The sequence below is a fragment of the [Empedobacter] haloabium genome (assembly GCA_008011715.2).
Taxonomy (GTDB): Bacteria; Pseudomonadota; Gammaproteobacteria; order Burkholderiales; family Burkholderiaceae_D; genus Rugamonas; species Rugamonas haloabia.
The window spans coordinates 4,362,471-4,377,014 of sequence record CP136508.1; the positions used below are offsets into that span (position 1 = coordinate 4,362,471).

Consider the following 14,544-nt stretch of genomic DNA (forward strand, 5'->3'; position numbering starts at 1 on the left):
CCATTTTGCGCCCGAAGCGTGCGCGGCATAGCTGCACGAGCTGACAGGAGGACGGCGCCGGTCGCGCTGGCGTATGATGTGACAGTCAGGGTGCGAGCGGCGCACCCGCTCATCATGAGGCGCGCCCGGCGCGAAACTCGCTTGCACATCCATACTACGCACCGCAGCTCCGGTATCGACGCCGTCGGCAGCATCCCGTGGGGCTCGCACTTCTGCCAGTTCTACCGCACCGAGGCCGACCTGGCCGAAACGCTGGTACCCTTCTTCCAGGCCGGGCTGGACGCCAACGAATCCTGCCTGTGGGTGACCTCGCAGTCGCTGGATGCCGGCCGCGCCGCCGCGCTGATGGCGCAGGCGATTCCCGGCTTCGACGCTTACGTGGCCAGCGGCCAGATGGAAATCGTCTCGATCTCGGACTGGTACAAGCCGGGCGACAAGTTCGACCCCGACATCGTGCTGAACGGCTGGATCGAGCGCGAACGCCGCTCGCGCGCCCTCGGCTTCGCCGGCCTGCGCCTGACGGGCGACACGATCTGGGTCGAGCGCTCCGGCTGGGCCGATTTCATGGACTACGAGCGCAAGGTCAACGGTGCCTTCCGCCACTACAACCTGGTGGCGTTGTGTACCTATTGCATGGAGACATGCAGCGCGGAGGATGTGATCGACGTCTGCCGCCACCACGAGTTCGCGCTGACCCGCCGCGACGGCGCCTGGGAAGTGCTGGAAAGCTCGTCGCTGAAGCTGGCGAAGGAAGAGCTGGTGCGGCTGAACGCGGAACTGGAGGACCGGGTCGAGTCGCGCACCGCCGCGCTGAACGCGGCCGTGCGGGCGCGCGACGAGTTCCTGGCCATGCTGGGCCACGAGCTGCGCAATCCGCTGGCGCCGATCCGCTCGGCGGCGGACGTGATCCGCGCGCTGGCGCCAGCCGGTTCGCCCATTGCCGACAGCTCGACGATCCTGACCCGCCAGGTCGGGCACCTGACGCGCCTCGTCGACGACCTGCTGGACGTGGCCCGCATCACGCAAGGCCATATCCAGGTCAACCTGCAGGAAACGGCGCTGGCGGACATCGTCGACATGGCCGTCGAGCAGGCTCGCCCGCTGATCGACCAGCGCGGCCATGCGCTGACGGTCACCCTGCCTGGCCGCGGCGTCAAGGTGCTGGCCGACGGCACCCGCCTGGCCCAGGTGTTCGGCAACCTGCTGCACAACGCCGCCAAGTACACGCCCAATGGCGGCAGCGTCGGTATCGCGGCCAGCGTCGACGACGGCACGGCCGTCATCACCGTCACGGACTCCGGCGCCGGCATCCCGGCCGACATGCTCGATGCCGTGTTCGGCCTGTTCACCCAACTGCCGCGCTCGCTGGACCGTTCCGATGGCGGCCTGGGCATCGGCCTGACCTTGGCGCGCCGCATCGTCGAGCTGCATGGCGGCAGCATCGCCGCGCACAGCGACGGTCCGGACCGGGGCAGCCGCTTTACGGTGGAACTGGCGCTGGCCACGCCCGCCGTTGCCACGACACCCGCCCTGGCCGCACCGGCCGCGGTCGAGCCAGCGGTGAGCCGCCGCGTGCTGATCGTCGACGACAACGCCGACGCGCGCGAATTGATGGCAACGCTGTTGTCGTTGCACGGCTACGAGGTGGACACGGCGGCCGACGGCGAAAGCGCCCTGCTGCAGGCCGCGACGCTGACGCCGGACGTCGTCATGCTCGACATCGGCCTGCCCGGCATCGACGGCTACGAAACGGCGCGGCGCCTGCGCGCCATGCCCGCCATGGCGCACAAGCGCCTGATCGCGCTGACGGGTTACGGCCAGCCGGGCGACCTGGCTGCCTCGCGGGCGGCCGGCTTCGACGAGCATATCTTGAAACCGGCGCAGCTGGACGACGTGCTGGCAAAGGTGGCGGTAGCGGCCCAAGGCCGCAACGAACCCCAGGTATCTGGCCACTGAAGCGAGGAAGGCATGTCGAAGGCCGTTCCGCTGGGGTCTGTCCCTGTACAGGGACTGACCCCGAAGTTCTTCAGCGTTGCGTGTTCGTTGATGACAAACTTCAGGGTCAGTCCCCGCAAGGGGGACAGACCCTAAGCGGATCGGCATGCGGCATCACTTGCCTTTGTTCGTGACCCCTCAGCTGAAGTACAAGCCAAATCCAACAATCGCCAGCACGGCGGCTCCGAACAGCACGTTCGGCACCTGGGCAACGACGCGCGCCCTGTTGCGCGGATCGACGCGCAGCATTTTCAGTACCAGCAGCACCAGCAGCGACACGGCGCCGGTCACGAAGACCAGCAGCAGGTGCCGCTCAAAAAACACCATCAGATCATTTCCGGTCATGTTCGACCGCTCTCCCCATTTCAACTGACGGCCGGCGCGAACCCCTGGTGGGTTTGGCACTGCGCCAACGATAAAAAAAGCGGACCCGAAGGTCCGCTTTTTTCATTCCACCCGAAGCCGCAAGGATTACTTGCGATCCTTCAGCGGCGGCACGTCGCGCGTGGTGGCGCCGACGAACAGCTGGCGTGGACGGCCGATCTTCTGTTCCGGATCGGCGATCATCTCGTTCCACTGGGCGATCCAGCCGATGGTGCGGGCCATCGCGAAGATACCGGTGAACAGCGAGACCGGGATGCCCAGGGCCGACTGCACGATGCCCGAGTAGAAGTCGACGTTCGGGTACAGCTTGCGCGAGACGAAGTACTCGTCGTTCAGCGCGATCTTTTCCAGTTCCATCGCCAGCTTGAACAGCGGGTCGTCCTGCAGGCCCAGCTCTTCCAGCACCTCGTGGCAGGTTTCGCGCATCAGCTTCGCACGTGGGTCGAAGTTCTTGTACACGCGGTGACCGAAGCCCATCAGCTTCACGCCGGAGTTCTTGTCCTTGACCTTCTCGATGAAGGCCGGGATGTTGTCGACCGAGCCGATTTCCTTGAGCATCGTCAGTGCCGCTTCGTTGGCGCCGCCGTGGGCAGGGCCCCACAGGCAGGCGATACCGGCAGCGATACAGGCGAACGGGTTGGCGCCCGACGAACCGGCCAGGCGCACCGTCGACGTCGACGCGTTCTGCTCGTGGTCGGCGTGCAGGATCAGGATGCGGTCCAGCGCGCGCACCAGCACGTCGTTGACCTTGTACTCTTCGCATGGGTTACCGAACATCATGCGCATGAAGTTGGCGCTGTACGACAGGTCGTTGCGCGGGTACATGAACGGCTGGCCGATCGAGTACTTGTATGCCATCGCGACCAGGGTCGGCATCTTGGCGATCAGGCGGATCGCCGAGATCTCGCGCTGCTTGGCATCGTTGATGTCCAGCGAGTCGTGGTAGAACGACGCCAGCGCGCCGACGGTACCGACCAGCACCGACATCGGGTGCGCGTCGCGGCGGAAGCCACGGAAGAAGAACTGCATCTGCTCGTGCACCATCGTGTGCTTGGTGACGGTGTCGACGAAGGCGGACTTCTGCGCTTCGGTCGGCAGTTCGCCGTTCAGCAGCAGGTAGCAGGTTTCCATGAAGTCGGCGTTCACGGCCAGCTGCTCGATCGGGTAGCCGCGGTATTGCAGCTCGCCCTTGTCGCCGTCGATGTAGGTGATCGACGAATTGCACGACGCGGTGGACATGAAGCCCGGGTCGTACGTGAACTTGCCGGTGCCGCCGTACAGCTTGCGGATGTCGATGACGTCCGGGCCGACGGTACCCTTGTAGATCGGGAATTCGACCGACGGGCTGCCGTCGGAGAACGACAGAGTGGCTTTGTTTTCAGAGATATTCATGGGCTCTTCCTTCCTGGAGAGGTGCGGCATTTAAAAAAAATCAGGCGCGGCGCAGGCGGGCCAGCAGTGCATGCACGTGCGGCAGGTCGATCTCGCCTTGTGGCTCGCTGCGCGCCAGGACCAGATCCATCAGCGCATTGTCCGACAAGTCGAGGAGCCGCGTGAACGCGTCCACTTCCTCGTCAGTCAATTCCGTTTCGTGCGCATCCAGAAAACGGGTCAGTATCAGGTCGTTTTCCAGCAGGCCGCGCCGTGCCCGCCAACGCAGGCGGGCACGGTTGGCGGGGTCCGCCTGATGTTCACGGTTGGTTTCTGGTGACATCGCGGCGCTCATATCAGATGGCGCGACGGACCATCAGTTCCTTGATCTTGCCGATGGCCTTGTTCGGGTTCAGGCCTTTCGGGCAGACGTCCACGCAGTTCATGATGGAGTGGCAGCGGAACAGGCGGTACGGGTCTTCCAGGTTGTCCAGGCGCTGGTTGGTCGCTTCGTCGCGCGAGTCGGCGATGAAGCGGTACGCCTGCAACAGGCCTGCGGGACCGACGAACTTGTCCGGGTTCCACCAGAACGACGGGCACGACGTGGAGCAGCACGCGCACAGGATGCACTCGTACAGGCCGTCCAGTTCTTCGCGCTCGGCGGGGCTCTGCAGGCGCTCTTTCTCCGGCGGGATCGAGTCGTTGATCAGGAACGGCTTGATCGAGTCGTACTGCTTGAAGAACTGCGTCATGTCGACGATCAGGTCGCGAATCACCGGCAGGCCAGGCAGCGGACGCAGCACGATCGGCTCGGTCAGCTCGTTCAGGTTGGTGGTGCAGGCCAGGCCGTTCTTGCCGTTGATGTTCATCGCGTCCGAACCGCACACGCCTTCGCGGCACGAGCGGCGCAGGGCCAGCGAGTCGTCCACGTCGGACTTGATGCGCTGCAGGGCGTCCAGCAGCATCTTGTCGGTGTCCTTCAGCTCGACGGTCAGGTCCTGCATGTACGGCTTGGTATCCTTGTCCGGATCGTAGCGGTAAATCTTGAATTTGAGAGTGCGTGCCATTTTCTGTGAGGCCCTTGCTTAGAAAGTACGTGCTTTTGGCTTGAAGGTTTCGACCGTCAGCGGTTTGGTGACGACAGGCTTGTACTCCAGGCGGTTGCCTTCGGAGAACCACAGCGTGTGCTTCATCCAGTTGTCGTCGTCGCGGTTCGGGAAATCGCTGTGCGCGTGGGCGCCGCGCGATTCCTTGCGCGCCACGGCGGACGTGATCGTGGCCTTGGCCGTCTCGATCAGGTTGTCCAGCTCCAGCGCTTCCACGCGGGCGGTGTTGAAGACCTTCGACTTGTCCTTGAACGACACGTGCTTGCGGCGCTCGTCCAGCTTCATGATCTCCTGGAAGCCTTGCTTCAGCAGGTCGTCGGTACGGAACACGCCGCAGTATTTCTGCATCGTGGCGCGGATGTCGTTGGCCACGCCCTGCACCTTCTCGGAACCGGTCGAGGTTTCCAGGCGGTTCAGGCGGTCCAGCGCGAAGTCGGCGGCGTCGGCCGGCAGGTTCTTGTGCTCCTTCGGTGCCAGCTTCTGCGCGACGACGTGGTTGCCGGCCGCGCGGCCGAACACCACCAGGTCCAGCAGCGAGTTGGTGCCCAGGCGGTTGGCGCCGTGCACCGAGACGCAGGCGCACTCGCCGATCGCGTACAGGCCATTGACGATCTTCTGAGTGCCGTCGCCCGCAGGGGTCACGACCTGGCCGTGGATATTGGTCGGGATACCGCCCATCTGGTAGTGAATCGTCGGCACGACCGGGATCGGTTCCTTGGTCGCATCGACGTTGGCGAACTTGTGGCCGATCTCCAGGATCGACGGCAGGCGCTTCTCGATGGTGTCCTTGCCGATGTGGCGCAGGTCCAGCAGTACGTGGTCCTTGTTCGGACCGCAGCCGCGGCCTTCCTTGATCTCCTGGTCCATCGAACGGGACACGAAGTCGCGCGGCGCCAGGTCCTTCAGCGTCGGCGCGTAGCGCTCCATGAAGCGCTCGCCTTGCGAGTTGATCAGGATACCGCCCTCGCCGCGCACGCCTTCCGTGATCAGGACGCCCGCGCCGGACACGCCGGTCGGGTGGAACTGCCAGAATTCCATGTCCTGCAGCGGCAGGCCGGCGCGTGCCGCCATGCCCATGCCGTCGCCGGTGTTGATGAACGCGTTGGTGGAGGCGGCGAAGATGCGGCCGGCACCGCCGGTGGCGAAGATCGTCGTCTTCGCCTGCAGCATCATGACTTCGCCCGTTTCCATTTCCAGGGCGACCACGCCCAGCACGTCGCCGTCGGCGTCGCGGATCAGGTCCAGCGCCATCCACTCGACGAAGAAGTGGGTGCGGGCGCGGACATTACGCTGATACAGGGTGTGCAGCAGCGCGTGGCCGGTACGGTCGGCCGCGGCGCAGGCGCGCTGCACGGCTTTCTCGCCGAAGTTGGCGGTATGGCCGCCGAACGGACGCTGGTAGATGGTGCCGTCCGGGTTACGGTCGAACGGCATGCCGAAGTGTTCCAGCTCGTACACGACCTTCGGTGCTTCGCGGCACATGAATTCGATCGCATCCTGGTCGCCCAGGTAGTCGCCGCCCTTGACGGTGTCGAACATGTGCCAGAACCAGTTGTCTTCCGCCATATTGCCCAGCGAGGCGCCGATGCCGCCCTGCGCCGCCACGGTGTGGGAGCGGGTCGGGAACACCTTGGACAGCACGGCCACGTTCAGGCCGGCTTCCGCCAGTTGCAGGGAAGCGCGCATGCCGGAACCGCCGGCGCCAACGATCACCGCGTCGAAGCGGCGGACAGGGATTGCAGATTTGATAGCTGCCACGATTTAAACACTCCAGAGTATCTGCACCGACCAGACGGCGCAAGCCACCAGCCACATGGCGGAGGCGGTATGCAGGATGAAACGAACGGCGATGTTCTTGATGTAATCCTGGTAGATGCTGACGACGCCGATCCAGGCGTGGTAGAACAGGCCGATCAGGGTGGCCAGCGTGAACAGCTTGAACCAGGTCTGGGCGAACAGGCCGGCCCAGCCTTCATAGGTGAAGTTACTGCCGGTCAGGAAGGAGACCAGCAGCACGACGGTGTACACCACCATCACGACGGCGGTGGCGCGCTGCGCCAGGAATTCGCCCAGGCCGTAGCCGGCGCCCACCACGAGGCGCTTCGATCCGATATTGTTTTTCATTTCTTAGAATACTCCGAACAGTTTCAGGGCAACCAGGATGACGACCGCCCAGGTGATGACCAGCACGATGATCGCGCTCTTGCGGGCCGAACCCTTGTCCAGGCCGATGTGGGTGTCCATGACCAGGTGGCGGATGCCGGCGCAGAAGTGGTGCATGTAGCCCCAGACCAGGGCCAGGATGACCAGTTTCGAGAACGGGTGCGAGGCGATGCCCTGGAAGTGGGCGAAGGAGATTTCGGAACGGATGCTTTCCTGCAGCAGATACAGGATGAACGGCAGCAGCGCGAACATCAGGAAGCCGCTGACGCGGTGCATGATGGACACAATGGCGGAGAACGGCTGGCGATAGTTGACCAGCTCCGTAATATGGATGTTACGGATTTCTCGCCGTTGCTTGCGCGGTGCTTCCCTGACGGCTTCAGACATGACAAACCTCCCTTTTACTTTTGCTATTTAATGAACCGCGGTGTCGGTGTGCGGCGATGTTGCAGTGCTCTGCAATTGCCAAGACAGCGATTTTCGCCTATTTCGCAGCATCGACCAATATCTATTGTTACATATAACCAAATTTATGTTGCGCCGCCCAATTCCTGGACGCGGGTCACCGTCTTTCTACACGCTTTCGCTAGTTCAGGTCGTTCTGGTAATGGTGACGGGTGGTCAGGTACAGGCCGCGGCGCAGCTCGACCGGCTTGTCGCCGTAGGTGAACGAGACCCGCTCGGCCGACAGCAGCGGCGTGCCGGCATCGACGCCCAGCAGCGCGGCATCCTCCGCCCCGGCCACCACGGCGCGCACCTTCTCGTCGGCGCGGATCATGCGGGTGCCGAACTCGGATTCGAACAGGCCGTACATCGGCCCCTTGTACTCGGACAGGCGCTCAGCCGTCAGGCCCTTGAACAGCTGGCCCGGCAGCCATTGTTCCTCGATGATCGTGGGGATGCCGTCGAACGACTGCACCCGCTTGATATAGATGATGGCGTCGCCGGACTTCAGTTCCAGCAGCCGGGCCACGTCCGCCGGGGCGCGCAGGCGCTTGACTTCCAGGAAGCGGCTCTCGGGATAATGGGGCACGCCCTCGTCCGGGCGCAGGCGCAGGAAACGGATGTGGGCGCGCGCCTCGTGGTGGGTGGACACGAACGTGCCCTTGCCCTGGCGGCGCATGACCAGGTTGTCGGCCGCCAGCTCGTCGATCGCCTTGCGCACGGTGCCCTGGCTGACTTTATAGCGGTTGGCCAGCTCGACCTCGCTGGGGATCATCTCGCCCGGCTTCCACTCGCCGGACTGCAGGCTCTGCGTGATCAGCGCCTTGATCTGCTGGTACAGCGGCGAGAACGTGGGCGAAGCGACGGCCTGGGCGGCGCTGCCTGAGGAAGATGCCGGCGCGGGCGCGGCGGTGCCGGCAGGGGCGGCGGCCGTCGCGCCCGTGGCCGGCGCAGCCGGCGCATTTGCTGTGCTGCCTGGACTGGTCTGGTTGGGCGTGACGGGATTCATAGACCACGATTTCACCACAAAAGCCCCTCTCCGTCCAGTAATAACCCAGCAAGTTATATGTCTTATATAAGACATAAGATATGATTGACAGAAGGCAGCACGAAGCCTACACTCGCCCCCGGTGCCGGCCCTGGCGCGCCCTTTTACGGTCATTCGCACAGGACAGGCATGGCAGATGGGCATTGCGGATCGATGCTCACGCGGCAGTGGCAGTGCCGCAATTACCCCGCGAAAGCGAAGCCTCGCACAGGGCTAATTTGGTATCATTGCTGTTTTATGTATCGGGACACCGGGCCTGGCGGATGAGCGGGCACGGCGTCGGCGCAGTCAGCTTCGTTTTTTATTCCACTTTGGAGATTCACCATGGCTAAAACCCCAATGCGTGTTGCCGTCACCGGCGCCGCCGGCCAGATCGGCTATTCCCTGCTGTTCCGCATCGCCAACGGCGACATGCTGGGCAAAGACCAGCCGGTCATCCTGCAACTGCTTGAAATCCCTGACGAAAAAGCGCAAAAGGCGCTGAAGGGCGTCATGATGGAGATCGACGACTGCGCCTTCCCGCTGCTGGCCGGCATGACCGCGCACAGCGACCCGATGACCGCCTTCAAGGATGCCGACGTCGCCCTGCTGGTCGGCGCCCGTCCACGTGGCCCGGGCATGGAACGCAAGGACCTGCTGGAAGCGAACGCGCAGATCTTCACGGTGCAGGGCAAGGCGCTGGACGCCGTCGCTTCGCGCAACGTGAAAGTGCTGGTGGTCGGCAACCCGGCCAACACCAACGCCTACATCGCCATGAAATCGGCACCTTCGCTGCCGGCCAAGAACTTCACCGCGATGCTGCGCCTGGACCACAACCGCGCCCTGTCGCAGATCGCCGCCAAGACCGGCAAGGCCGTCAAGGACATCGAGAAGCTGACCGTGTGGGGCAACCACTCGCCGACGATGTACGCCGACTACCGCTTCGCCACGATCGACGGCCAGTCGGTCAAGGACATGATCAACGACCAGGAATGGAACGCCAACACCTTCCTGCCGACCGTCGGCAAGCGCGGCGCCGCCATCATCGAGGCGCGCGGCCTGTCGTCGGCCGCTTCGGCCGCCAACGCCGCCATCGACCACGTGCGCGACTGGGTGCTGGGCACCAACGGCAAGTGGACCACGATGGGCGTACCGTCCGACGGTTCCTACGGCATCCCTGAAGGCATCATGTTCGGCTTCCCGGTCACCACCGAAAACGGCGAATACAAGATCGTCCAGGGCCTGGAAGTCGACGCGTTCTCGCAAGAGCGCATCAACCTGACGCTGAAGGAACTGACCGAAGAGCGCGAAGGCGTCAAGCACCTGCTGCCGTAATCCTCTTCGTCATGGAACCCTAGCGGTTCCATCGCGTTCGCCGCGCTGCCTTGAGGGCCGCGCGGCGTTATCGTCTCCAGACCACGTATCCGACTACGATGCACCCATCCGAGGTTTTATTCCAGGGCGAACGCCAGCCGCTGCTCTTGCCAGCCTGCGACCATTACGCAGGTTCGGAAAAGCTGATGCGCAAATCGATGGCCCTGCAACAAGAGCTTGGTCCCGTGTTCGACATCACGTTCGACTGCGAGGACGGCGCCGCGGCCGGCAACGAGGAAGCGCATGCGCGCCTCGTGGCCGGGCTGCTGAACGACGCCGGCAATACCCACAAGCGCATCGGCGCGCGCGTGCACGACGTGGCCAGCCCGCATTTCGCGCGCGACGTCGAGATCATCGTCGGCCAGGCGGCCGACAACGTCGCCTACATCGTGCTGCCCAAGGCGGACAGCGTGCAGGACGTGATGCGCGCCATCGAGACCGTCAACGTGCATGCCCACAAGGCCGGCCGCCAGAACCTGCCCGTGCACGTGCTGATCGAGACGCACGGCGCGCTGCGCAGCGTGTTCGCCATCGCCGCCCTGCCCCAGGTCGAGTGCCTGTCGTTCGGCATCATGGACTTCGTCTCCAGCCACTACGGCGCCATCCCGGCCAATGCGATGCGCACGCCGAACCAGTTCGTGCACCCGCTGGTGGTGCGCGCCAAGCTGGAGATCGCGGCGGCCTGCCATGCCTACGGCAAGGTACCGTCGCACAACGTGACGACCGAGATCAAGGACTCGGCCGTGGTGGCGACGGACGCCCAGCGCGCCGCCGCCGAATTCGGCTACACCCGCATGTGGAGCATCCACCCCAGCCAGATCAAGCCGATCGTCAAGGCGTTCACGCCGCGCCTGTCCGAGGTCAACGAGGCGGCGGCGATCCTGGCCGAAGCTCAGAAGGTGCAGTGGGGCCCGATCAACCAGCACGGCCGCTTGCACGACCGCGCCAGCTACCGATACTATTGGACGGTTCTGCAGCGTGCCCGCCTCGCGGGCCTGACGCTGCCGGAACCGGCCGCGGCACTGCTGGACCCGAAACCAACCGCAACGGAAACCAAGTAATGTCCATCTCCAAACTGATCGCCGCCACGCTCGCGCTGGCCCTGGCGTCCGCCGTTCCCGCCATGTCCGCCGCCGCCGAACCCGCGAAGCCGAAGGCGGAAGCCAAGAAGAAATCGTCGAAGTCGAAGGAATCCAAGGCCAAGGCCGCCAAGGCCGCCGCGCCGAAGGAAGCCGATCCGGAAGCCGACGAACCCGATATCGCCGGCACCGCCGTCACCGACTTCCACTGTGAACTCGGCAACAAGGTCACGGTCTACCAGAACGCCACCGACGACGGCCATATCGCGCTGCGCTGGAAGAAGCGCCTGCACCGCCTGACCCGCGTGGCCACGACGACGGGCGCGCAGCGCTTCGAGAACAAGGCGTTCGGCCTGATCTGGATCGGCATCCCGGCCAAGGCGATGCTGCTCGATTCGAAGCAGAACCGCCAGCTGGCCAACGAATGCAAGAACGATGAGCAGAACATGCCGGCGCCGCTGCCGGCCCCGGCCGCCGAGGCGCCGGCCGTGCCCACGGCGACGCCAGCGACGGCGCCCGCCGCAGGCCATGGCGCGGCAGCCACGCCGCAGGGCTGACGTCCGCCGCGATATTGGCACAGATTATTAGCACTACCGTAGTTTCGCGTTTTACCCAATGACGGCAAGCGGCCACCGTGGCGACGGGCCGGCTTGCCGAAGATACCCACCTGAAGGAGAGGTCATGCCGCACAACACATTCAACACGCTCAAGGATTTCCCGATTTCGGGCAAGACAAAGGGCAAGCTGTACTCGCTGCCCGCGCTGGAACAGGCCCTGGGCGCCAAAATCTCCCGCCTGCCGGTGTCGATCCGCGTGGTGCTGGAGTCCGTGCTGCGTAACTGCGACGGCAAGAAAGTCACCGAAGAGCATGTGAAGCAGGTGGCCAACTGGGGCGCCACCGCCGAGCGTACCGACGAGATCCCGTTCGTCGTCGCCCGCGTCGTGCTGCAGGACTTCACCGGCGTGCCGCTGCTGGCCGACCTGGCCGCGATGCGCAACGTCGCCTACAAGATGGGCGCCAACCCGAAGAAGATCGAGCCACTGGTGCCGGTCGACCTGGTCGTCGACCACTCCGTGACGATCGACCACTTCCGCGAGCCGAAGGCGCTGGAACTGAACATGAAGCTGGAATTCTCGCGCAACAACGAGCGCTACCAGTTCATGAAGTGGGGCATGCAGGCCTTCGACACGTTCGGCGTCGTGCCACCGGGCTTCGGCATCGTCCACCAGGTCAACCTGGAATACCTGGCACGCGGCGTGCACAACAACGGCGGCGTGTACTACCCTGACTCGCTGGTCGGCACCGACTCGCACACCACCATGATCAACGGCATCGGCGTGGTCGGCTGGGGCGTGGGCGGTATCGAGGCGGAAGCCGGCATGCTGGGCCAGCCCGTGTACTTCCTGACCCCGGACGTGATCGGCGTCAACCTGACCGGCAAGCTGCGCGAAGGCTGCACCGCGACCGACCTGGTGCTGACCATCACCGAGATGCTGCGTAAAGAGAAGGTCGTCGGCAAGTTCGTCGAGTTCTTCGGCGAAGGCACCGAATCGCTGACCGTGACCGACCGCGCCACCATCGCCAACATGGCACCGGAATACGGCGCCACGATGGGCTTCTTCCCGGTCGACGACAAGACCATCGAGTACTTCGAAGGCACCGGCCGCACCAAGGAAGAAATCGCCGCGTTCCAGGCCTACTTCAAGGCCCAGGGCATGTACGGCATTCCGAAGGAAGGCGAGATCGACTTCACGCGCGAACTGCACCTGGACCTGGCTACCGTAACCCCGTCGCTGGCCGGCCCGAAGCGTCCGCAGGACCGTATCGAGATCGGCAACGTCAAGTCGACGTTCACCGACCTGTTCTCGAAGCCGACCACGCAGAACGGCTTCAACAAGAACCCGCTGGACCTGAACACCACCTACGAAACCAGCAACGGCGTGCAGGTGAAGAACGGCGACGTGCTGATCGCCGCCATCACCTCGTGCACCAACACGTCCAACCCGAGCGTGCTGCTGGCCGCCGGCCTGCTGGCCAAGAAGGCCGTCGAAGCCGGCCTGACCGTGGCACCGCACATCAAGACCTCGCTGGCCCCTGGCTCGCGCGTCGTGACGGAATACCTGACGGCCGCCGGCCTCTTGCCGTACCTGGAAAAGCTGGGCTTTGGCGTGACCGCCTACGGCTGCACCACCTGCATCGGCAATGCGGGCGACCTGACGCCGGAACTGAACGCGGCGATCCAGACCAACGACATCGTGGCCGCCGCCGTGCTGTCCGGTAACCGCAACTTCGAAGCGCGTATCCACCCGAACATCCGTTCGAACTTCCTGGCCTCGCCGCCGCTGGTCGTGGCCTACGCCATCGCCGGCAACGTGACGCGCGACCTGATGACCGAACCGGTCGGCAAGGGCAAGAACGGCAAGGATGTCTACCTGGGCGACATCTGGCCGACCTCGGAAGAGATCAACAAGCTGATGAAGTTCGCGATGAACTCCAAGGTCTTCAAGGAGAACTACGCGCAGGTCAAGGGCAACCCGGGCAAGCTGTGGGAAGCCGTGTCGTCGACCGAAGGCCAGGTCTACAACTGGCCTGACTCGACCTACATCGCCGAACCGCCGTTCTTCGACGGCTTCGAAATGACGCCGAAGGCCGCCGCCACCGGCATCAGCAACGCGCGCGCCCTGGGCGTGTTCGGCGACTCGATCACGACCGACCACATCTCCCCGGCCGGCTCGATCAAGGAAGACGGCCCGGCCGGTAAATGGCTGAAGGACAACGGCGTGCTGAAGGCCGACTTCAACTCGTACGGCTCGCGCCGCGGCAACCACGAGATCATGATGCGCGGCACCTTCGCCAACGTGCGGATCAAGAACAAGATGATCCCACCGAAGGCCGACGGTTCCGCAGTCGAAGGCGGCATCACGATCCACCAGCCGTCCGGCGAACAGATGTCGATCTACGACGCGGCCATGAAGTACGTGGCCGAAGGCACCCCGACCATCGTGTTCGGCGGCGAAGAGTACGGCACCGGCTCGTCGCGCGACTGGGCGGCGAAAGGTACGCAACTGCTGGGCGTGAAGGCCGTGCTGGTGCGTTCGTTCGAGCGTATCCACCGTTCCAACCTGGTCGGCATGGGCGTGCTGCCGCTGCAGTTCATCGGCAACGACAGCGTCGAATCGCTGGGCATCACCGGCAAGGAAACCTACGACCTGGTCGGCCTGGAAGGCGAGATCAAGCCGCAGCAGATCGTCACGCTGGTGATCAAGCGCGAAGACGGCAGCAAGCAGGAAGTCAAGGTCCTGCTGCGCATCGACACGCCGATCGAAGTGGACTACTACAAGCACGGCGGCATCCTGCCATTCGTGCTGCGCCAGCTGCTGGCCGCCTAAGCGCTGACGCGTGAGGTTAGGGACTGTCCCCGAACGGGGACTGTCCCTGGTTTTCACCGCTGACGTAGCGAAACTGGCGAAATAGGGACAGACCCCATTTTTCAGGCAACATTTCCTGGAAAATGGGGTCTGTCCCTATTTTTATGGGGATCACCAGATTCCGGCGAATCAACTACAATACGCTTGATAAGATTTTTACACTGACCGAGAT

General features: G+C 64.1%; 13 protein-coding genes. 5 read left to right on the plus strand and 8 right to left on the minus strand.

Annotated elements, in window-relative coordinates:
* Window positions 1-141 precede the first annotated feature (141 nt).
* Window positions 142-1,956 carry an MEDS domain-containing protein gene (locus tag E7V67_019065; GenBank protein ID WUR11788.1) on the plus strand — a complete coding sequence of 605 codons (1,815 nt, stop codon included), beginning with the start codon at window positions 142-144 and terminating at the stop codon, window positions 1,954-1,956.
* A gap of 177 nt (window positions 1,957-2,133) precedes the next feature.
* On the opposite strand, the gene E7V67_019070 is transcribed toward E7V67_019065, so the two are convergent.
* The 8 genes from E7V67_019070 to E7V67_019105 form a co-directional block, all read right to left on the minus strand.
* Entirely contained in the window at window positions 2,134-2,340 is a 207-nt protein-coding gene (locus E7V67_019070; protein WUR11789.1) for a hypothetical protein, read from the minus strand.
* 126 nt (window positions 2,341-2,466) lie between these two features.
* On the minus strand, window positions 2,467-3,771 hold the full coding sequence (gene gltA, locus E7V67_019075) for a citrate synthase (GenBank protein ID WUR11790.1): 1,305 nt from the start codon (window positions 3,769-3,771) through the stop codon (window positions 2,467-2,469).
* 40 nt (window positions 3,772-3,811) lie between these two features.
* A complete protein-coding gene (locus tag E7V67_019080; protein WUR11791.1) occupies window positions 3,812-4,093 on the minus strand; it encodes a succinate dehydrogenase assembly factor 2 in 282 nt (93 codons plus the stop codon).
* 13 nt (window positions 4,094-4,106) lie between these two features.
* Entirely contained in the window at window positions 4,107-4,817 is a 711-nt protein-coding gene (locus E7V67_019085; protein WUR11792.1) for a succinate dehydrogenase iron-sulfur subunit, read from the minus strand.
* 18 nt (window positions 4,818-4,835) lie between these two features.
* Complete coding sequence (gene sdhA, locus E7V67_019090; GenBank protein ID WUR11793.1) at window positions 4,836-6,614, minus strand: succinate dehydrogenase flavoprotein subunit; 1,779 nt, start codon at window positions 6,612-6,614, stop codon at window positions 4,836-4,838.
* A 3-nt stretch (window positions 6,615-6,617) separates the two neighbouring features.
* Window positions 6,618-6,980, minus strand: a complete 363-nt coding sequence (gene sdhD, locus E7V67_019095) for a succinate dehydrogenase, hydrophobic membrane anchor protein (GenBank protein WUR11794.1) — start codon at window positions 6,978-6,980, stop codon at window positions 6,618-6,620.
* A gap of 3 nt (window positions 6,981-6,983) precedes the next feature.
* A complete protein-coding gene (gene sdhC / locus E7V67_019100) occupies window positions 6,984-7,406 on the minus strand; it encodes a succinate dehydrogenase, cytochrome b556 subunit (protein ID WUR11795.1) in 423 nt (140 codons plus the stop codon).
* A gap of 199 nt (window positions 7,407-7,605) precedes the next feature.
* On the minus strand, window positions 7,606-8,487 hold the full coding sequence (locus tag E7V67_019105; GenBank protein WUR11796.1) for a GntR family transcriptional regulator: 882 nt from the start codon (window positions 8,485-8,487) through the stop codon (window positions 7,606-7,608).
* 348 nt (window positions 8,488-8,835) lie between these two features.
* Here E7V67_019105 and E7V67_019110 point away from each other — a divergent pair, with 348 nt between their 5' ends.
* From E7V67_019110 to acnA, 4 genes are all read left to right on the plus strand, one after another.
* Entirely contained in the window at window positions 8,836-9,825 is a 990-nt protein-coding gene (locus E7V67_019110) for a malate dehydrogenase (GenBank protein ID WUR11797.1), read from the plus strand.
* Window positions 9,826-9,923: 98 nt separating this feature from the next.
* Window positions 9,924-10,925, plus strand: coding sequence for a CoA ester lyase (locus E7V67_019115; GenBank protein ID WUR11798.1), 1,002 nt, complete (start codon window positions 9,924-9,926; stop codon window positions 10,923-10,925).
* On the plus strand, window positions 10,925-11,500 hold the full coding sequence (locus E7V67_019120) for a hypothetical protein (GenBank protein WUR11799.1): 576 nt from the start codon (window positions 10,925-10,927) through the stop codon (window positions 11,498-11,500). The genes E7V67_019115 and E7V67_019120 overlap by 1 nt, the downstream gene beginning before the upstream one ends.
* A gap of 124 nt (window positions 11,501-11,624) precedes the next feature.
* Window positions 11,625-14,333, plus strand: a complete 2,709-nt coding sequence (gene acnA, locus E7V67_019125; GenBank protein ID WUR11800.1) for an aconitate hydratase AcnA — start codon at window positions 11,625-11,627, stop codon at window positions 14,331-14,333.
* Window positions 14,334-14,544: the final 211 nt, after the last annotated feature.